The sequence below is a fragment of the Streptomyces sp. NPDC039430 genome (genome assembly GCF_055639435.1).
This window is the reverse complement of the sequence record NZ_JBVKAK010000001.1, coordinates 387,781-406,213: the sequence shown is the minus strand read 5'-3', so window position 1 is coordinate 406,213 and position 18,433 is coordinate 387,781. Positions and strand designations below refer to the sequence as shown.

The 18,433-nt window shown below is 71.9% G+C and carries 16 protein-coding genes; 6 read left to right on the top strand and 10 right to left on the bottom strand.

Annotation, left to right across the window (positions count from 1 at the left end):
- Nucleotides 1–7: 7 nt before the first annotated feature.
- From efeO to ACZ7LS_RS01670, 4 genes are all read right to left on the bottom strand, one after another.
- Nucleotides 8–1,153 (bottom strand): iron uptake system protein EfeO, encoded by a 1,146-nt coding sequence (gene efeO / locus ACZ7LS_RS01685; RefSeq protein WP_382518526.1) that lies wholly within the window; start codon nucleotides 1,151–1,153, stop codon nucleotides 8–10.
- Between the two features lie 242 nt (nucleotides 1,154–1,395).
- Nucleotides 1,396–2,286, bottom strand: a complete 891-nt coding sequence (locus tag ACZ7LS_RS01680) for a heme ABC transporter ATP-binding protein (RefSeq protein WP_385130097.1) — start codon at nucleotides 2,284–2,286, stop codon at nucleotides 1,396–1,398.
- A gap of 97 nt (nucleotides 2,287–2,383) precedes the next feature.
- A complete protein-coding gene (locus tag ACZ7LS_RS01675) occupies nucleotides 2,384–3,481 on the bottom strand; it encodes a FecCD family ABC transporter permease (protein ID WP_385130189.1) in 1,098 nt (365 codons plus the stop codon).
- Between the two features lie 37 nt (nucleotides 3,482–3,518).
- On the bottom strand, nucleotides 3,519–4,490 hold the full coding sequence (locus ACZ7LS_RS01670; RefSeq protein ID WP_385130099.1) for a heme/hemin ABC transporter substrate-binding protein: 972 nt from the start codon (nucleotides 4,488–4,490) through the stop codon (nucleotides 3,519–3,521).
- A 279-nt stretch (nucleotides 4,491–4,769) separates the two neighbouring features.
- Between ACZ7LS_RS01670 and ACZ7LS_RS01665 the strand changes: the two genes are divergently transcribed.
- The 3 genes from ACZ7LS_RS01665 to ACZ7LS_RS01655 all read left to right on the top strand — a co-directional run bounded on the left by ACZ7LS_RS01665 (nucleotide 4,770) and on the right by ACZ7LS_RS01655 (nucleotide 9,014).
- Nucleotides 4,770–6,218: an HtaA domain-containing protein gene (locus tag ACZ7LS_RS01665; RefSeq protein ID WP_385130101.1), complete on the top strand. Its 1,449-nt coding sequence runs from the start codon at nucleotides 4,770–4,772 to the stop codon at nucleotides 6,216–6,218.
- Between the two features lie 323 nt (nucleotides 6,219–6,541).
- Complete coding sequence (locus tag ACZ7LS_RS01660; protein WP_385130103.1) at nucleotides 6,542–8,185, top strand: HtaA domain-containing protein; 1,644 nt, start codon at nucleotides 6,542–6,544, stop codon at nucleotides 8,183–8,185.
- Between the two features lie 163 nt (nucleotides 8,186–8,348).
- A complete protein-coding gene (locus tag ACZ7LS_RS01655) occupies nucleotides 8,349–9,014 on the top strand; it encodes a PhzF family phenazine biosynthesis protein (protein ID WP_382968018.1) in 666 nt (221 codons plus the stop codon).
- Nucleotides 9,015–9,114: 100 nt separating this feature from the next.
- Here the strand turns inward: ACZ7LS_RS01655 and ACZ7LS_RS01650 are convergent, their stop codons facing one another.
- Together ACZ7LS_RS01650 and map are read right to left on the bottom strand one after the other, a co-directional pair.
- Nucleotides 9,115–9,780 (bottom strand): biliverdin-producing heme oxygenase, encoded by a 666-nt coding sequence (locus ACZ7LS_RS01650; RefSeq protein ID WP_385130105.1) that lies wholly within the window; start codon nucleotides 9,778–9,780, stop codon nucleotides 9,115–9,117.
- A gap of 257 nt (nucleotides 9,781–10,037) precedes the next feature.
- The gene (gene map / locus ACZ7LS_RS01645; protein ID WP_382878380.1) at nucleotides 10,038–10,895 is read right to left on the bottom strand and encodes a type I methionyl aminopeptidase; all 858 of its coding nucleotides are present in this window, start codon (nucleotides 10,893–10,895) and stop codon (nucleotides 10,038–10,040) included.
- A gap of 58 nt (nucleotides 10,896–10,953) precedes the next feature.
- On the opposite strand from map, the gene ACZ7LS_RS01640 reads away from it, so the two are divergent.
- Nucleotides 10,954–11,205 carry a hypothetical protein gene (locus tag ACZ7LS_RS01640; RefSeq protein WP_382518548.1) on the top strand — a complete coding sequence of 84 codons (252 nt, stop codon included), beginning with the start codon at nucleotides 10,954–10,956 and terminating at the stop codon, nucleotides 11,203–11,205.
- A 21-nt stretch (nucleotides 11,206–11,226) separates the two neighbouring features.
- Here the strand turns inward: ACZ7LS_RS01640 and ACZ7LS_RS01635 are convergent, their stop codons facing one another.
- Both ACZ7LS_RS01635 and ACZ7LS_RS01630 read right to left on the bottom strand, forming a co-directional pair.
- Nucleotides 11,227–12,516 carry an MFS transporter gene (locus ACZ7LS_RS01635; protein WP_382518551.1) on the bottom strand — a complete coding sequence of 430 codons (1,290 nt, stop codon included), beginning with the start codon at nucleotides 12,514–12,516 and terminating at the stop codon, nucleotides 11,227–11,229.
- A 283-nt stretch (nucleotides 12,517–12,799) separates the two neighbouring features.
- Entirely contained in the window at nucleotides 12,800–13,411 is a 612-nt protein-coding gene (locus ACZ7LS_RS01630; RefSeq protein WP_382518553.1) for a hypothetical protein, read from the bottom strand.
- A gap of 95 nt (nucleotides 13,412–13,506) precedes the next feature.
- On the opposite strand from ACZ7LS_RS01630, the gene npdG reads away from it, so the two are divergent.
- Complete coding sequence (gene npdG / locus ACZ7LS_RS01625; RefSeq protein ID WP_382518556.1) at nucleotides 13,507–14,217, top strand: NADPH-dependent F420 reductase; 711 nt, start codon at nucleotides 13,507–13,509, stop codon at nucleotides 14,215–14,217.
- A 123-nt stretch (nucleotides 14,218–14,340) separates the two neighbouring features.
- On the opposite strand, the gene ACZ7LS_RS01620 is transcribed toward npdG, so the two are convergent.
- Complete coding sequence (locus ACZ7LS_RS01620; protein WP_382664187.1) at nucleotides 14,341–14,535, bottom strand: hypothetical protein; 195 nt, start codon at nucleotides 14,533–14,535, stop codon at nucleotides 14,341–14,343.
- 264 nt (nucleotides 14,536–14,799) lie between these two features.
- On the opposite strand from ACZ7LS_RS01620, the gene ACZ7LS_RS01615 reads away from it, so the two are divergent.
- A complete protein-coding gene (locus tag ACZ7LS_RS01615) occupies nucleotides 14,800–17,352 on the top strand; it encodes a hypothetical protein (protein ID WP_382664185.1) in 2,553 nt (850 codons plus the stop codon).
- A 144-nt stretch (nucleotides 17,353–17,496) separates the two neighbouring features.
- Here ACZ7LS_RS01615 and ACZ7LS_RS01610 read toward each other — a convergent pair whose 3' ends face one another.
- Nucleotides 17,497–18,306 (bottom strand): site-2 protease family protein, encoded by an 810-nt coding sequence (locus ACZ7LS_RS01610; protein ID WP_382664184.1) that lies wholly within the window; start codon nucleotides 18,304–18,306, stop codon nucleotides 17,497–17,499.
- Nucleotides 18,307–18,433: the final 127 nt, after the last annotated feature.

Below are 18,433 nucleotides of genomic sequence, written 5' to 3'. Positions count from 1 at the left end.
GCGCCTGCTACTTGACGACGGCGGCGGCGAGCTTGGAGAGCGGCTCGGCCAGCGCGTTCACACCGTCCGAGAGCTCCTTGCGCTCCGCCTTGCCGACCTTCTCGTACGAGGTGAAGGTGTACGAGTCCGGGCCGTCGCGGTACGTGTCCAGCAGCTTGTCCAGCGCGGCGAACCGCTTGTCCAGCTCCGTCACCAGTGCCGGGTCGTTCTTCGAGGCGATGGGCTTGAGCAGCTCGTACGAGTGGAGCGCGCCCTCGACGTTCGCCTTGAAATCGACCAGGTCGGTGTGGCTGTAGCGCTCTTCCTCGCCGGTGACCTTGCCCGCGGCGACCTCGTCGAGCAGCTCCTTGGCACCGTTGGCCATCGAGGTCGGGGTGATCTCGGCCCTGCCCACCCGCCGCTGCCAGTCGGCGAGGTCCTTGTCGAGAGCGTCCGCGAGGGCCTTGGCGTCCGGGCCGAGCTTCTTGTCCTGCCAGAGTTCCTTCTCCAGCCGGTGCCAGCCCGTCCACTTCTGGCCGGTCTCCAGGCCGTCCGCGCGTACGTCGACCTTCGGGTCGATGTCACCGAAGGACTCGGCGACCGGCTCGGTGCGCTCCCAGCCGATACGCGAGGGCGCGTACGCCTTCTTCGCGGCTTCGAGATCACCGGCGCGCACGGCGTCGGTGAAGACCTTGGCCTTCGGCAGCGTCTCGTCGGCCTGCTTCTGGACGTACGTGCGGTACGCGGCGACCGCGGCGTCCATTTCCGGGCTGCGCTTGGCGGCGGCGGTGTCGCCGGTGACCGTGACCTTCTGGCGGATGCCGTCGCCCTTCATACCGGGCTTGCACGCGATCTCGTACGCGCCGGCCTTCACCTCGGCGGTGATCGTGGCCTTCGTGCCGGGGCCGATGTTCTCGCGCTCGGTGACGATCCGGTCGTCCGGGAAGAGCAGGTAGACCTCGGTGACCTTGGAGCCCTTGTTCTCGACGGCCAGCTCCACATGGCCGGCCGGGAACTCCTTCTTGGACACCTCGCAGGAGTCGTCCGCCGCGGTGACCTGGACGGCACCGTCACCGGACTTCGCGGCGTCGCTCTTGTCGGCGCAGCCCGTCACGGCGGTGAGGGCGGCCACCGCCGCGGCGGCGGTGACGACGGAGAGACGGACAGGTCGCATGCGGGGCTCCACGAGGGCTGGGATCGAGCGGGGGCATCGGGCGGGAACGCGGTGGGAACACGGTGGAACGCGGTGGAACACGGTGGAACACGGTCGGGACATGGGAGTGAGGCGGCCCTAACTTAACTGAGCCTTACCTGTGCTGTGACCGGTCGCGCAGTGATTCACCTCTCACTCCTCGCTCTGAATACGAGCAGGTCACAGCAGCCCCTGGAGCGCCCCAAGACCGGGTCAAGCACTGGTCAAGAAGCGGGCTTCCGGCCGGCTCGCGACGGGCTTCCGGCCGGCTTCGGGTCAGGACGCGCGCGCTTCGGGACCACCAGCGGAACGCCGGTGCGGGGATGCGGAAAGACCTCGACGGGCTGGCGGTAGACCCGGCTCAGCACGTCGTCGCGGAAGACCTCGGCGGGCGGTCCCACGGCGGCGACGGCCCCGTCGTGCAGTACGGCCGTACGGTCCGCGTGAGCGGCGGCGAGCCCCAGATCGTGCAGGACGACCACGACGGCGTCGCCCGCCGCCGCCCGCTCCCGGCAGACCCGCAGGACCAGTTCCCGATGGCGCAGATCGAGCGCGGCGGTCGGCTCGTCGAGCAGGAGCAGCGGGGCGCGCTGGGCGAGGACGCGGGCGAGCGCGACCCGGGCCCGCTCGCCGCCGGAGAGCGCGGAGAAGGGGCGCGGCGCGAACTCGGTGGTCTCGGTGGCCGCCATCGCGCCGGCGACGGCGGCGTCGTCCTCGTCCTCCAGCGCCGTGCCGGCCCAGGGCGCCCGGCCCATCCGTACGACCTCCGCCACCGGGAAGGGGAACGAGAGGGCGGCGGCCTGGGGGAGTACGGCGCGGCGCAGGGCCAGTTCGGGCGCGGACCAGTCGAGCGCGGGGCGCCCGGCGATCCGTACCTCACCGCGGTCGGGCCGCAGATCCGCGGCGAGCGCGGCGAGCAGGGTCGTCTTCCCGGCCCCATTGGGCCCGACGAGCGCGAGCACCTCACCGGCGCGGGCGTCGAGACCGACGCCCCGGAGCACGTCGCGCTGTCCGAGCCGGACATGGAGGCCGCGGACCTCGGCGAGTGGGGTGCCGGGGGCGGCGGGTGCGGGCAGAGCGCGCATGCGCGCGGCGAACAGACTACGGATGCTCATGCCCAGCCTCCCTGCCTGCGCCGGGTCCTGCGCAGCAGCCAGCTGTGCTGATCCGGGGGGCAACCCCCGGACCCCCGGCCGGGAGGTGCGTCGTGGTTCATGCCCAGCCTCCTTGCCTGCGCCGGGTCCTGCGCAGCAGCCAGAAGAAGAACGGGCTGCCGAAGAGCGCGGTCAGCACGCCCAGCGGGAGTTCCGCGGGGGCCGCGACCGTACGGGCCGCCAGATCGCCGGCGACCAGGACCAGCGCGCCGCCGAGCGCGCTGCCCGGGACCAGGAAGCGGTGGCCGGGGCCGTTCGCCATCCGCAGCAGATGCGGCACCAGCAGACCCACGAACGTGATGATCCCGGCCACCGCGACCGCCGCCGCCGTGAGCAGCGCGACGACCAGCACCAGCACCATACGGAGCCGCTCCACGTCCACCCCCAGATGACGGGCCGGCCGCTCGCCGAGGGCGAGAAGGTCCAGCCGCCGGGCGTAGAACGGCGCCAGGACCAGACCGGCCAGCGCGCACGGCAGCACCGCGAGCACCTTGGGCCAGGTCGCCTGGGCCAGCGAACCGAGCTGCCAGAAGGTGATCTGGGTGATCCGCGCGTTGTCCGCGAAGAAGATGAAGAGCCCGATCAGCGCCCCGGCGAACGCGTTCACCGCGATGCCGGTGAGGATGAGCGTGACCACTTCCGTACGGCGGCCCGAGCGGGACAGCGCGTACACCAGCAGCACCGTCGCGAGCCCGGCCACGAACGCGCAGACCGTCACCGTCCAGTTGCCGAGGAAACTCAGCCCCAGCGCGATCGAGGCGACCGCGCCGACCGCGGCGCCCGACGAGATGCCGATGACACCGGGTTCGGCGAGCGGATTGCCGAACACGCCCTGGGCCAGCGCGCCCGCGCAGCCGAGCGAGGCGCCGACGAGGAGTGCGAGGACGACGCGGGGCAGCCGTACGTTCCACAGGACGCTCTCGCCGACGCGGTCGAGCGCGGTTCCGCCGAGCCCGGTCCTGTGCTGTACGGAGGCGAGGACGTCCCCGAGAGGGATGTGGTAGGCGCCGATCCCGGCGGAGAGCAGACAGAGGAGGACGAGCGCGCCGAGCAGTCCTGCGGTCAGCAGGGTGGTGCTCCCGGGCAGTCGCCGCCGCCGTCGTCCCCTCGCGGGGGTCCCGGCGTCGAGCGGACGGTCGCCGGGATCCGCTTCCATGGGTGACGGCTCGTGCGCGGTGAACGCTGACATCGGGTCACTTCCCGTTCGCGTACAGCTGCTTGATGATCGAACGCAGTACCTCGTCCGTACGCGGGCCGTAATTCAGCAGCACCCCGTCATCGACCGTGACGACCCTGCGGTCCATTCCCGCCGGTGTCTCGGCGACCCCGGGGATCTTCACCAGGCCGTCCGTCCCGCCCACCGAGTCGAGCCCCTTGGTCATGACGAGGATGGCGTCGGGCGCGGCCTTCGCCAGTGCCTCGCTCGTGATCGCGGTGAAGTCCTTGGTCGGCCCCGACTCCTTGCCCGCGTCGACCGCGCCGGCCGCCTCCAGCAGTGAACTCGCCCCGGAATCAGCGCCGCCGAGCAGATAGACGGAGGCCGTGCCGCGCAGATAGAGGAAGGCCACGCGCGGCTTTTCGCCGTTCCCGGCCGGGATCCGCGCGCGTACGGCGTCGATCCGGTCCTCCGTGCGCTGCTTCAGCTCGGTTCCCGCCGTCGGCACGCCCAGCGCGCCGGCCACCGCGTCGATCCGGGTCCCGACATCGGCGAGGCTCTTCGCCGGGTCGACGACGACCAGGGGAATGCCCGCGTCCCGGATCTGGGCGATGGCCTCGGCGGGGCCCGTGGTGGTGTCGGCGAGGACGAGCGTCGGCCTGAGCGACAGCACGCCCTCCGCCGAGACATCGTGCGCCCTGGTCACCACCGGCAGCTTCGCGGCCTGTTCGAAGGTGGCGGTGATATCGCGGGCGACGACCCGCTCGCCGAGACCGAGCGTGAAGACGATCTCGCTGAGCGAACCGGTCAGCGGCACGATCCGGTCGGCCGAGGCGACCGTGACCTTCCTGCCGTCGGCGGAGTTGACGGTGACGGGCAGCCGGGGCATGGGCGTGCCGGCCAGCGGCTCCACCCGGTCGGCGGCGGCCGTGGGCGACGGGTTCCGCTTCGCGTCGGCCGCCTTCGTATCGTCGCCGCCGCAGCCGGTGGCGACCAGGGCAAGGGCCATGGCGGAGAGAAGGGCGCCCGTGAGGCGTGATCTGCGCACAGAGCGCACCAACCTGTCGTTCAGTCGAATCGAGTCGAATCGTGGCGAGTCGAGTCGAGCCGAGTCGTGGCGAGTCGAGTCGAATTGCCGGTCGAGTCGTTCGAGCGGGGCTCCTGCGGGGAAGGGGTTCCGACACAGGCACGAGTTAGCTTAGGTTAGCCTTACCTTGCTTGCCAGGCCCGGGGCGGTGATGCGTCCGGGTCCGCCATCCCTGCTCGTCAGACGTGGGAGTGACTCCGAATGCTGTCCTTCAGACCCGTGCGCGCGTTCGTCGTCGCGCTGCTCATGGCACTGCCGGTGGCCCTGCTGCCGACCGCCGGCGCGCAGGCGGCCGACCGTACGGTGCGGGGCGGCCGGCTCGACTGGGGCATCAAATCGTCCTTCCTCGGCTATGTCACCGGGCCCATCGCGCAGGGCAGTTGGGCTCTCAACGGGGGCGCGGCCACGGTGGGCAGCCAGTTCCGGTTCCACTCGGCCACCGGTTCCTACGACCCGGACGCCGGCGCCTTCAGGGCGGGCTTCTCCGGCGGCGTCCGGTTCGTCGGTCACCTGAAGTCCGACGGCACCCATGAACTCGATCTCACGATCAGCCGTCCCACCGTGCGGATCTCCGGCGGCAACGGCACGCTCCACGCGGACATGACCAGCAAGTCGAAGGGCAGCGGCAAGGTCACCTCGGCCTCGCAGGTCCCGCTCGCCACGCTCGATCTCTCCGGCATCGGGATGAAGGGCGGCGGCAGCCCCGTCGCCCTCACCCGCGTCCCGGCGACGCTCACCGCACAGGGCGCGACCGCCTTCGCGGGGTACTACACCGCCGGTACACCGCTCGATCCGGTCAGCCTGTCCGTCGATGTGAAGGCGGCGGGCACGGCGAAGAAGTCCCCGGCGCCGTCCGCGACCGGGCCCGGCGAGGGCGACGGCGACGGCGACGGCGAGAAGTCCACGGACGCGATCGTGGACGCGGCCGTCGACTGGGGCGTGCGCCGCACCTACCGCGAGTACGTCACCGGCCCCATCGCCAAGGGGAAGTGGACGCTGCACGGCGGGGCCCAGGACGGAGGCGCGCTGTTCCGCTTCCCACGGGGCAAGGGGACGTACGACGCCGGGAAAGGCACGCTCGACGCCGCCTTCGCGGGCAGCGTCCGCTTCACCGGCACCGAGCTGGATCTGATGCTCAGTGAGATCGTCGTACGGGTGAAGGACGGAAAGGGCACGCTCTCGGCGGATGTCACCGACGCGGCCGAGGGCAGCCCGCCCCGTGAAGCCGTGCCGCTCGTGACCTTCGCGGCCGAGGACTTCACGCCCGAGAACGGTCTCGCGTCGCTGACCGAGGTCCCCGCGACGCTCACCACAACGGGCGCCGAGACCTTCGGCTCCCTCTACGCGGCCGGTACGGCGATGGACCCTGTCTCGCTCGCCGTCGCCGTTGACAAGAAGGCCGAGTTGCCCGCGCTACCGGATCTGGGCAGCGACGCCCCGCCCTCCGCGGCGCCGAAGGACACGGCCTCCGCCGCAGCCTCGACGGGGGCGGCCACGGACGACGCGTCCTCCTCGTCGGCGCCTTCATCCTCGTCGTCCGCCGGTGCGGGAACGTACGTGGCCATCGGCGCGGGCGCGCTCGTCGTGGCGGGACTGGCGGGCTCCACGGCCGTCGCCGTCCGCAAGCGCCGAGGCGCCAACACGCCATAGCCAGGACCCACACACGCCATAGCCAGGACCACACACGCCGTAGGCCCGGACCGCACATGCCATAACCCGGCCTCGACACGCCGTAATTCGGCGCACGCACGTCCCAACTCGGGCCTCCACACGCCATAACCCGGCCCTCACACGCCAGAGCCCGGCCCCCGCATGCCATAACCCGGCGCTCGTACGCCACAACCCGGGCCGCCGCATGCCGTAACGGGGCCTCCGCATGCCATGACCCGGCGTCAACACGCCGCACACACCCCCCCATCTCTCGCACGGCATCCGTGCCTTTCACGTCTCACCAGCAAGGAGAACACCCACTCATGCCTCCCACCCGCCGCCCCATAGGCCCCCTCGCACTCGCCGCCGCCATCGCGACGGCGGCAGCCCTCGGCGCCACCGCCTTCACCCTCCCGGCGCTCGCGTCCGGCGCCCCGGCAGGCGCGCCCGCCGGGCCGCTCGCGGGACCGCTCGCCGCGCCCGGCGCCGCCCCGAAGCTGGTTCTGAAGGACGGCACCCTGGACTGGGGGCTCAAGGAGTCCTTCCGTAAGTACGTGACGGGGATCGGGGCGGGCACGATCACCCCCGCCGACGGCGCCACCCAGGCCACCGGCAACGGCCCCTTCACCTTCACCAACGGCACCGGCTCGTACGACCCCGCCACGCACAACGTGGCCACGGACTTCGACGGCAGCGTGCTGTTCTCCTCCACGGCGCACGGCTTCGAGATCAAGGTCGCGGACGTCAAGCTGGTCACGGCCGGGACGGGCGGCGCCATCGAGGCGGACGTCACCCTCAACGGCGCGACCCAGCAGGACATCGAGCTGGCCGCGATCGATCTGACGGGCATCCGTCCGGAGACCACGGGCACCAGGATGGTCTTCAGGGACATCCCGGCCACGCTGACCGCCGCCGGCGCGAAGGCGTTCAACGGGATGTACGCGGAGGGCACGGCGCTGGACAAGGCCACGCTCGCCGTCGGTTACGAGACGGGCGGCGGCGCGTCCTCTCCGCCGGCCTCCCCGCCGGCCTCGCCGTCGCCGACCGAGTCCGATTCCGAGCCGGCGCCCTCGAAGCCGACGACCGCCCCCACGTCGGACGCGCCCAGCAGCGGACCCGCTCCGACCACCACCTCGTCCACCACCTCGTCCACCACGTCGTCCACCACTCCGTCCACCCCTGTCTCCGAGGCGCCCCCGGCGGCTGAGGACGGCGCGATCGTGGACGGCACTCTCGACTGGGGCGTCAAGGAGTCCTTCCGCTCGTACGTCGTCGGTCCGATCGCCCAGGGCGTGATCGAACTCGGCGACGGCGCGACGAAGTCGGGCGCGGCGGCCTACCGCTTCCCCAAGGGCACCGGCGACTTCGACGCGACCGCCCGGACCCTCTCGGCGTCCTTCGGCGGTACGGTCCGCTTCCTCGGCCACAAGGAGGCGGGCGCGTACGTTCTCGACCTCCGGCTGAGCGGTCTCCAGGTCGTGGTGAAGGACGGCAAGGGCACGCTCGTCGCCGACGTCAGCACCAAGGACCGCGAGACGGGCAAGGTCTCCACGTACCAGGACCTGACCTTCGCCACGCTGGACATCCCGGCCGCCGGGCTGGTCGCCGAGGACGGCGTCGTCACGCTGACCGCGGTACCCGCGACCCTCACCGCCGACGGTACGAAGGCCTTCGGCGGGATGTACCGGGCGGGCACGGAGCTGGACAGGCTGACTCTCGCGGTCGCGCTCGACAAGGACGCCAACCTCCCGGGCGGCATGGGCGGTTCCGGCTCTGGTTCCGGTACGGCGGGCGGCGGCAGCGTCGGCGGCACCGTCGGCGGCACGGGGGGCGGGGCCCTCGCCTCCACCGGCTCCGAGGTCCCGGCCGGCGCGCTGATGGGCGCGGCCGGTGCGATCGCCGCCGCCGGCGCGGCCGTCGTCTACGCGGCCAAGCGGCGCCGTGCCGGCCAGGAGGAGACCGCGTAACCCCGGCCCCCGCCCGGCACGCCCGGCACGCCCGGCACGGCAGGCACGGCGGGGACGGCGGGCACGCCCGGCACGGCGGGGCACCCCGTACCTCGTGGTGCCCCGCCGTCCCCGCCGTGACGGTGCGATTCGCGCCGCTCGACGGCGGTGCTTAAATGCCTGCGTGACTGACATCGACGTGCCCATCGACGTACTCAGCGTCTTCTGCGGAGCCGACGGCCGGCACGGCAATACGCTCGGTGTCGTCCGCGAGGGGCGTCACCACCCCGACCGGTCGGCCCGGCAGGCCATCGCGGCCCGGCTCGGCTACAGCGAGACCGTGTTCGTCGACGACCCCGAGCGCGGTGTGGTCGACATCTATACGCCGGGGCTGCGGCTGCCCTTCGCCGGGCATCCGCTCGTCGGCGCGGCCTGGCTGCTCGACCTGGAGACCGTGAACCCGCCCGCGGGCGAGGTGTGGGTGCGCCAGGACGGCGAGTTCACCTGGATCACGGCCCGCCCCGAATGGGCCCCGCCGCGCACGCTCCGGCAGTACGCCTCCGCCGCCGAGGTCGACGCGCTGCCCGCCCCGCCGCCGGGCGAGGGCTGGCTCTACGCCTGGGCCTGGGAGGACGAGGCCGCGGGCCGGGTCAGGGCCCGCGCCTTCCCGCGCCGTGACGACGGCATAGCCGAGGACGAGGCGACCGGCGCGGCGGCCCTGCTGCTCACGGCGGAGCTGGGGCGCGCCCTGAACATCACGCAGGGCCGGGGGTCGCAGTTGATCACGGCCCCCGGCCCTGACGGTTCGATCGAGATCGGCGGTCGCGTGCGTCTGCTCACGGCACACTGACGCCGTATCAGCCGACGGCCCGGCGCTGTCTCACCCAACCCACAACCCACGCCGTACAGCGCGCCGACGTCGTACGTACAGCGCCCCCGCGCTCAGCAGCTCACGCGCTCAGCGGGAACTGCGCGCCCAGCTCACGGAACACCGCCCCGTTGAAGTCGAACGCGCGCTTGCACTCGTCGATGATCCGCTGCTTCTCCAGATCGTCCGCCGCCACGCGGTCGAGCAGCTCGCGATAACTCCGCTTGAACGCCGCCGGGTTGGCGATCCCCTCGAACACGTAGAAGCGGACGCCGTCTCCCTTGCGGGCGAAGCCCCAGGTCTTCTCCGCCTTGTCGCGGATGATCTGGCCGCCGGAGAGGTCCCCGAGATAGCGGGTGTAGTGGTGCGCCACGAAGCCGCCGGGCCAGGTGCGCGCGCACTCCTCGACCCGCGCGGCGTACGCGGCCGTCGCGGGCAGCGCCTCCAGGCCCGTACGCCAGTCCGCCCCGCGCAGATGCGCCAGATCGCGCTCCAGCTCGGGCGTGCGCTCCAGCTCGCGCTGGATGAAGGGCCCGGCGACCGGGTCCTTCCGCAGCGCCTCCGAGGCGCCCTCCAGCGCGCGGTACACGAACCACAGCTGCTCGGTGTAGCGCGCGTACGCGTCCACCCCGAGCCGGCCACCCAGCAGGTCGCTCATGAACGACGAGGTCTCCGCCTCCGTGTGCTGAGCGTGCGAGGCGACGCGGATGAGCGTGGAGAACGGGGTGGCGGTGGCGGGTGCGTCCAAGGCGGGCCTCCGGGGACCGAGGGGGACGGGAGCAGGCGGGTGCCGCGCCGGCGGCACCGGTGGCCGCCATGACCAGATACTCTTACTTAGGCTTACCTAAGTCAACTGGTTCCCGACGTCCTGTCGGTAAAAACGCTACCCCGCCCAGCCGGGCCGGCAACCTCAGAGCCTCCGGAGATCTCGGACGCCCCGGGGGACCTCGGACCTCTCGGTGCCCCCGGGGACCTCGGGGAAGACCTCTCGGTGCCCCGGGGACCTCAGGGAAGGGTGAGGATCTCGGCCCCCGTCTCCGTCACCACCAGCGTGTGCTCGAACTGCGCGGTCCGCTTGCGGTCCTTGGTCACGACGGTCCAGCCGTCGTCCCACATGTCGTGCTCGTACGTACCGAGCGTGAGCATCGGCTCGATGGTGAAGGTCATGCCCGGCTGGATGACGGTGGTGGCGTGCGGGCTGTCGTAGTGCGGGACGATCAGCCCGGAGTGGAAGGACGAATTGATCCCGTGCCCGGTGAAGTCACGGACGACGCCGTAGCCGAACCGCTTGGCGTACGACTCGATGACCCGCCCGATCACATTGATCTGGCGGCCGGGGCGTACGGCCTTGATGGCACGGTTCAGGGCCTCGCGGGTCCGCTCGACCAGGAGCGTCGACTCCTCGTCGACGTCCCCGCAGAGATAGGTGGCGTTGTTGTCGCCGTGCACCCCGTTGAGGTACGCGGTCACGTCCAGGTTCACGATGTCGCCGTCGCGGAGCACCGTGGAGTCCGGGATTCCGTGGCAGATGACCTCGTTGACGGACGTACAGAGCGACTTGGGGAAGCCCCGGTAGCCGAGCGTGGACGGGTAGGCGCCGTGGTCGCACATGAACGTGTGCGCGACCCGGTCCAGCTCGTCCGTGGTGACGCCGGGCGCGATGTGCTTCGCGGCCTCCTCCATCGCCTGCGCGGCGACGCGGCCCGCGATCCGCATCAGCTCGATGGTTTCCGCGGTCTGCACTTCCGGCCCGGTGTACGGGGTGGGGGCGGGTTTCCCGACGTACTCGGGGCGCCGGATGTTGCCGGGAACGGAACGGACGGGAGAGAGCTCGCCTGGTACGAGCAGTGACTGGCCAGACATGCCGGCGAGTCTAACGAGCGCCGGTGGGGCAGCATGGCGTCAGAGGAAGGAGCCGAAGATGGCCCTGTTCAAGAAGCGCACGGTCGGCAAGCCCGGCGAGTGGTACTACTGCCTGAAGCACCAGAAGGTCGAGGAGGGGCCCGAATGCCCCGCCAAGGACCGCTTCGGGCCGTACGCGAACCGCCAGGAAGCGGAGCACGCGATGCAGACGGCCCAGGAGCGCAATCTGGAGTGGGAGACGGATCCGCGCTGGCACGACGCGCCCAAGGGCGAGGCCGGGGCGGGGGAGGACACGAACCCACCCGCCTGACGCGCTACGAGGTTTTCGGGCTCAGGCCGTCGTCGTCGCCGTCGCCGCTTCCTTCTGGGCGCGGCGGCGCAGGGCGTCCTCGTCCGTCTCCGAGTCGTACGTCACCAGTCTCGGCAGCACCGCGGCGAGCAGCCCCACCGAGGCCACGCAGGCAAGTCCGCCGCTCCAGACGGCGGGGCGGGTGCCCGTCCAGCCCGCCATAGCGCCCGCCCGGATCTGCCCGAGCTGCGGTCCGACGCTGTACGAGAGCACCTCGATGCCCGCGAGCCGGCCGCGCAGCTCCTCCGGGATCGTCTGGTTCCAGATGGTCGAGCGGCCCAGACCGCTGAGCATGTCGCCCGCGCCCGCGAGCCCCAGACAGACCAGCACGACCCAGATGTTCGAGAACCATCCCGCGGCCGTGATCGCCAGCCCCCAGCCCGCCGCGCCGAACACCACGAAGAGCCCGTGTCCGCGCACCCGTGAGGTCCAGCCGCTGGTCAGACTGAGCGCCACCGAGCCGACCGAGCCCGCCGCGTACATCAGCCCGAGCGCCCACTCCGCGTCCAGATCGTCCGCGAGGAACGGGAAGATCGTGTTCGGGAAGGCGAAGAACATCGCGGCCATGTCGATCGCGTACGTCCCCAGCAGCACCGGTCTGCTCCACGCGTAGCGGGCCCCCTCCACGATGCCCCGCAGGGACGGCGCCTGCGCGTCATGCGCGGCGGGCGCGGGTGAGAGCCGCAGACAGAGCACGACGGAGACGGCGAAGCCCAGGATCGTGACCCCGTAGGCCGTGCCGTGACCGGCGTACGCGACGACCAGACCGGCCAGCGAGGGCCCCGCGATCGCGCCGAGCTGCCAGCGCACGGCGTTGAGGGCGGCGGCCGCGGTGAGCTGGTCGTGCGGGACGATCCGCGCCATCAGCGAGTCCAGCGCAGGCCGTTGCAGACCCGCCAGCGCGGACACCCCGGCCGCCACCACGTACAGCGGCCACAGCAGCGGCTGGGGCAGCAGCGCGTTCACCAGCAGGACGGCGGCGAGCACCCCGAGCCCCGCCTCGGTGAGCAGGATGACCTTGCGCCGGTCGACGGCGTCGGCGAGCGCTCCGCCGTACAGCCCGAAGATCACCAGGGGCACCAGCTCCACCGCGCCCATCGCGCCGACGGCCAGCGGTGATTCGGTGAGGTCCTTGATCTGGAGCGGCAGCGCGATCATCGCCATGAAGCTGCCGAAGTTCGTCACCAGCCCCTGCACCCAGAGCAGCCGGAATTCCCGCGAGGAACGCAGAGGGGAGAGATCGGGGAGTATCGCGCCGAGCTTCTTGGTCACGAGAGGCCATGATTGGCGCGGATGTACGGATTGGGCAAATGATTTGCCGGGGCTCGGGGCGGGGCGCTCGCAGGCCGGTGGGGCCCTCGGCGGGGGTCGGGCCACCGACGCGCGGGGGTGTACGGGCGTGTGGGGATCGCCGTCTGGCGAGGACGGGGAGCAGGGCCACCGGCGTGCGGGCGTACCGGCTATGGGCCGGCGGCCTGCCGGCGTGCGGGCAGGCCGGCGTACGGGCCTACCAGCGGGCGGGGCTACCAGCGGGCGGGCCTACCAGCGGGCGGGGCTACCAGCGGGCGGGCGGTGGCGCCGTCAGCTGGTCGGCCAGCCGGGACAGCCGGTCCCGGAACCGCCGCCGCCCGCGCGGCCCCGGCAGGCTGTTCTCCCCGGCCGCCGCGCTCACCAGATGCTGCACGGTGTCCAGATCCACGCCGTGCGCCACCTCCGCCGCGTCCACCGACAGGGCGTCGTGCGCCAGCCCGCGCACCTCCGCGTCCCCGCCGTCCAGCGACAGCACCGTCGCCCCGGCCCGGCGGGCTCCGTGGACCCGCTCCAGCAGCCCGGTGCCCGGCCGCTCCGGCGCCACGACGAGCAGCGTCTCGCCCCGGCCGGCCGCTTCGAGGCGGCCGAGCCCGACGGCCAGATGCGCCGGGTCGCCGGACCGCACCCGGTGCCGTACGAGCGTGGGCGTCAGCTCGGGCTGTCCCGACCACGCCGCCTCGTCCACGAGATGCGCGGTGAGATGCCACGGTTCGTACTCCTCCGTCCCGACGAGCAGCAGCCCGCCGCCCTGCGACACGACAGAGACACGCAGCGCGCCCGCGAACCGGCGGGTCGCGGACGGCCAGTCCGTTCCGGCGAGTACTTCACGCAGCAGTGCGACGCGTACGGCATCCATGGGCCCGCATCCTGCCGCAGGCCGACGCCTGGGGGTGGCCGGTCCGGAACGGCTCACCCGAACGTGCGCCAGTACCGGCGAGTAGGGTCGTGACCATGACTTCAACGGACAGTGGCAGCACCCCCAAGCCCCCCGCCAAGGACCCCTGGGACCTCCCGGACGTCTCCGGTCTCGTCGTCGGTGTACTCGGCGGCACCGGCGACCAGGGGCGCGGGCTCGCGTACCGGCTGGCGAGGGCCGGACAGAAAGTGATCATCGGTTCCCGGGTCGCCGAGCGGGCCGAGACGGCGGCGGCGGAACTGGGCAACGGCGTCGAGGGCCTGGCCAACGCGGAGTGCGCGCGCCGCAGCGACGTGGTCATCGTCGCCGTGCCGTGGGAGGGACACGCCAAGACCCTGGAATCCCTCAAGGAGGAGCTGGCGGGCAAGCTCGTCGTCGACTGCGTCAACCCGCTCGGCTTCGACAAGCGGGGCGCGTACGCGCTGAAGCCGGAGGAGGGCAGCGCGGCCGAACAGGCCGCCGCCCTGCTGCCGGACTCCCGGGTGACCGCCGCCTTCCACCATCTCTCCGCGGTGCTGCTCCAGGATGTGGAGGTCGAGCGGATCGAGACAGATGTGATGGTGCTGGGCGAGGTACGCGCGGACACCGATCTCGTCCAGGCGCTGGCCGCCCGTATCCCGGGCATGCGCGGGGTGTTCGCGGGCCGGCTGCGCAACGCCCACCAGGTGGAGTCGCTGGTGGCCAACCTGGTCTCGGCGAACCGCCGTTACAAGGCACACGCGGGCCTGCGCCTGACGGATGTGTAGACCGTGAACGTGTACGCGTAGGAAACGCGCGGTACTCGCGGTACGTGCGGTCATCGCCGTACGCGCGGTACAGCGCGGTACATACGAGAGAGACGCGGCCCGTGCGGGGCGCGGGGCGGGCCGTCAGCCCGCGGCCGCCGCCGTACGGGCCGCGCGTTCCGCCTTCGCCTTGCGCACGTAGTACCAGGCCATGTTGGACGACAGTCCGGCCAGCAGCACCCACACGATGCCGAGCCAGCTCCCCTGGATGAAGGAGACCACGGCCGCGGCGACGGCGAGGACGCAGACGGCGAGGGCGTACAGAGCGAGGCGGGGCATGGGGGTCGGCTCCTGTCGGGGGCGTCTTGTGCTGTCGTCGTTCGCGTTCCAGTGTCCCCCATGCCCGGGAACGTCCCGCCGCCGCCCGGCCGCCTTCCCGCCGGACCTCTGACCTGCCGGATGTCGTCTTCACAGCGTTGGCATGAACTTGTCGATATTGTGCTGCGACGGTGATCGTATGTGTGTACGTTGTGACCGTCCGCATGGGGAGTGCGGACATCCTGGGCCGTCCATGGCCTCTTTTTGTTGCTCTGGGGAGGGCGCGTGCGTCTGCACGGCGAGCGTTTCGGGGTCCATCTGTCCACGCGCCGGCGGTCACTGACCGTCGGGGCACTGGTGCTGGCGCTGTCGGCCGGCCTGGCGTCGGCCGAGGCGGCGCCGCCGCCGGCGCCCACGTCCGGCGCGTCGTCATCAGCACCGTCACCAGTACAGCCATCAGCACCAGCTCCGGCATCCGCGGCCAAGCCGGCGGGCCCGGAGCAGACCTCCGCGGCGGTCGCCGCCGCGGCCGCTCCGGCGGCCGGCGACGCCGTATACGCGTACGACGCGGCCGGCAACCGGCTCGGTTCCGCCGGCGAGATCGAGTCGTCGGTGACGACATCGGTCACGGACACCAGCCCACCGACCGTCTCGATCACCACACCGGGCAACCGGGCGCAGGTGCTCTTCGACGCCGGCCAGGGCGACGACATCACCTTCGGCTTCACCAACGCCACCTTCAACTCGTCCGTCACCCTTGAGCTGTACGACCCGAAGGGCGAGAAGGTCCCCGGCGGCAACGGCAGTTTCAACGGAACGGCCGGTGACTGGGAGGTCGAGAACCTCCCCCTCGCGGGCACGTACTCGCTGATCCTCAGGCCCGGATCGAGCGCCTTCGGCGCCGCGACCGTCACCGTGTCGAAGCCGGTCACCGGAACGCTGAACCTGACGGGGCCGACAGCGCAAGTGCCGCTGTCCCGGGCCGGGCAGGACGGCAAGCTGTCCTTCACCGCCCTGCCGGGCGACTCCCTCAGCCTCGGTATCGATGCCGCGCCCGTGGGCAAGAGCGTGTACGCGCGTCTGTACGGGCCGGACGGCAGCCAGGTCAGCAGCCGTTACATCGCGGCGAACGGCGCGGGCGGGATCGATGTCGACGCCCTGCCGCGGGCGGGCACGTACACACTGAGGCTCGACCCCGACGCGGCGGCCACAGGCACGGTCGGTGTGACCGCTTCGCACTACGCGGACGCGGGAACCATCGATCCGGCCGCCCCCGCCGTCGAGTTGGCGATCGACCGGCCCGGACAGGACGGGCGGGCGCGGTTCGCAGGCGTGGCGGGACAGCGTCTGTCACTGGGCGTGGCGGCCACCGGGTTCGGCAGTCACGTACGGCCGGAGATCCGGCGGCCGGACGGCTCGCTGCTCGAATACTTCCTGGTTCCCGACGACTCCAGCGCCGAGTGGGACAGCCCCGTACTGCCGGAGTCGGGCACGTACACGATCGCCGTTCTGCCGAACCTCCCGCTCGCGACCGGCCGGCTGACACTGACACTCTCACGCCCGGTGGCGCTCGCCCCGCTCTCCGACACGGGCAGTGCCCTCGCGGCGACCATCGGCCGCTATGGACAGAACGCCGAGACGGCCTTCCAGGGCCAGGCCGGCGCCCGGCTCTCGCTGGGCATCACGGCGAACACCTTCACCGAGACCGTCGCGGTGACCGTCCTCGCACCGAGCGGCGCGGCCGTCGTCGACGCCGACAACGTCGCCGCGGGCAAGGCGGTGACGATCGCCCTGTCCGGACTGCCGGAGACCGGCTCGTACCAGGTGATCATCGACCCGAACAAGGGCGTCGGCGGAACGCTCGCCCTGACCCTGTCCACGGATGTCCCGGTGCCGCTGACGGCGGACGGGCCGTCGGTGCCGGTGGCCTTCGCACGCGCCGGGCAGCGGGCCCAGGCCGAGTTCACCGCGCCGGACACCGCGTCACTGGGCTTCGCCGCCACCGGCAACAGCGTGCCGCAGGCGACCGAGGTCCGGCTGATCCCGGAGGGCGGGACCGCGCAGACCGTCGGCTCCTTCACCAAGAACGCCTCGGGCGCCTACTACCTGACCGGCCTGACGCCCGGTAAGAAGTACACACTGCTGCTGACGCCCGCCGCCGCGGCCACCGGCTCCCTCACGCTCTGGCTGTCGAAGCCCGCGCCCGCCGCGGTGCTGACCCCCGCCGCCCCCTCCGCCACCGTCGACATCACCCGGCCGGGGCAGCAGGTGGAGCTCCGCACGGACGCGACCGCCGGGGACGGCTTCTCCGTCGTCTTCTCGGGCACCACGCTGACCGCTCAGTCGAGCGTCCGGCATCTGCCGCCGGGAGCCTCGGCCGATGTGTCGATCGGCACCCTGCGTACGGCGGCCGTGGATCTCGCGCTGCGCGCGCCGCTGACCGCGGGCACCCACCGGGTGCTGGTCCAGCCGAGCGCGCCGGCCACCGGACGTACGACCGCGACCCTGGTCAAGGACGTGAACGGCGGAACGCTGACCGTGGGCGGACCGCAGAAACCGGTCGCGATCACCACCCAGGGCGGACACGGTCACGTCACCTTCACCGGTACGAAGGGGCAGAAGCTCACACTGGGCATCGCCGCCCCGGCGTCCGAGTGGGTCCTGTCCGTCCACGGCCCTGACGGCAAGTGGCTGGTCAACGAACGCTCCATGAGCGCCACGACCCTCTCCTACGCCCTGGCCACGCTCCCGGCCAACGGTCTGTACACGCTGACCGTCGATCCGGGCGCACTGAAGACAGGCACGTACACCCTGGGACTCACCACCCCGGCTTCTTGAAGGCACCCGTTTGAAGGCACCTCATAGTGCCGGCGCCCGCCCCGGCCGACAGTCGTCAGAACACGCTGTCGGCCGGGGCGGGCACCGGCACGGTCGGCGGCGCCGGGCTCGTCTTCTCGCGCTGCCGACGCGACCTGGTGGTCGCTACCGGCCGGTCGGGCCGCAGATGTATTCGTTCCTCGTGTTCCAGAAGCTGAAGAGATCGCGTCCGCAGTAGCTGTCCAGCTCCGAGACCCCCAGCCCGCGCAGGATCGCGTGGATCAGGTCGAAGAAGGCCGCGTTCACCTGGGGGATGAAGAAGAGCAGGACGAAGACGGCGAGCAGACCGTACGGGGCGATCGGCTCCACCTGGCGGCGGAATGTGTAGGACAGCCAGGGCTCGACCACCCCGTAACCGTCCAGGCCCGGGACCGGGAGGAAGTTGAGGATCGCCGCGGTGACCTGGAGCAGGGCGAGGAAGCCGAGGGCGTAGCGGAAGCCCGTCGGGACGCCGGACAGGGCGTCCAGCCAGAAGGGCGCGGTGCAGACGATGGCGAACAGTACGTTCGTCAGCGGGCCGGCCGCGGAGATCAGGCTGTGCCGCCAGCGGCCCTGGATGCGCTGGCGCTCGATGAAGACGGCGCCGCCCGGCAGACCGATACCGCCCAGGATCACGAAGACCACAGGCAGCACGATGGACAGCAGCGCGTGCGTGTATTTGAGGGGGTTGAGCGTCAGATAGCCCTTCGCCCCGACCGAGATGTCCCCGCTGTGCAGCGCGGTACGGGCGTGCGCGTACTCGTGCAGACAGAGCGAGACGATCCAGGCGCCGGTGACGAACAGGAATACGGCGATCCGGATGTTCGCCGCGAAATCCGTCCACACGGCCCAGCCCGCGACCGCCGTGACAGCGGCGATTCCCAGGAAGACGGGGGAGATCCGCCGGTCACCGCGGCGGGAGGAGGCGGTCGTCATGAATGGGTCTCCTCGGGGGCGTGGGACGGCGGTCGGACCGCCCTACCGTGGACAGCGCGGGACGGCGGTCGGTGTCGCCCGACCGTACAGCTGACAGAACGGGAACGTCCGGCGCCCCGATAACGTC

Bases quoted from the DNA above. Each gene is read 5' to 3' on its own strand.
- ACZ7LS_RS01640 (WP_382518548.1), top strand. From the start codon at position 10,954: ATGGCCCTGTTCAAGAAGCGCACGGTCGGCAAGCCCGGCGAGTGGTAC.
- map (WP_382878380.1), bottom strand. From the start codon at position 10,895: ATGTCTGGCCAGTCACTGCTCGTACCAGGCGAGCTCTCTCCCGTCCGT.
- ACZ7LS_RS01680 (WP_385130097.1), bottom strand. From the start codon at position 2,286: ATGAGCATCCGTAGTCTGTTCGCCGCGCGCATGCGCGCTCTGCCCGCA.
- efeO (WP_382518526.1), bottom strand. From the start codon at position 1,153: ATGCGACCTGTCCGTCTCTCCGTCGTCACCGCCGCCGCGGCGGTGGCC.
- ACZ7LS_RS01610 (WP_382664184.1), bottom strand. From the start codon at position 18,306: ATGACGACCGCCTCCTCCCGCCGCGGTGACCGGCGGATCTCCCCCGTC.
- ACZ7LS_RS01675 (WP_385130189.1), bottom strand. From the start codon at position 3,481: ATGGAAGCGGATCCCGGCGACCGTCCGCTCGACGCCGGGACCCCCGCG.
- ACZ7LS_RS01620 (WP_382664187.1), bottom strand. From the start codon at position 14,535: ATGCCCCGCCTCGCTCTGTACGCCCTCGCCGTCTGCGTCCTCGCCGTC.
- ACZ7LS_RS01630 (WP_382518553.1), bottom strand. From the start codon at position 13,411: ATGGATGCCGTACGCGTCGCACTGCTGCGTGAAGTACTCGCCGGAACG.
- ACZ7LS_RS01665 (WP_385130101.1), top strand. From the start codon at position 4,770: ATGCTGTCCTTCAGACCCGTGCGCGCGTTCGTCGTCGCGCTGCTCATG.
- npdG (WP_382518556.1), top strand. From the start codon at position 13,507: ATGACTTCAACGGACAGTGGCAGCACCCCCAAGCCCCCCGCCAAGGAC.
- ACZ7LS_RS01670 (WP_385130099.1), bottom strand. From the start codon at position 4,490: ATGGCCCTTGCCCTGGTCGCCACCGGCTGCGGCGGCGACGATACGAAG.
- ACZ7LS_RS01660 (WP_385130103.1), top strand. From the start codon at position 6,542: ATGCCTCCCACCCGCCGCCCCATAGGCCCCCTCGCACTCGCCGCCGCC.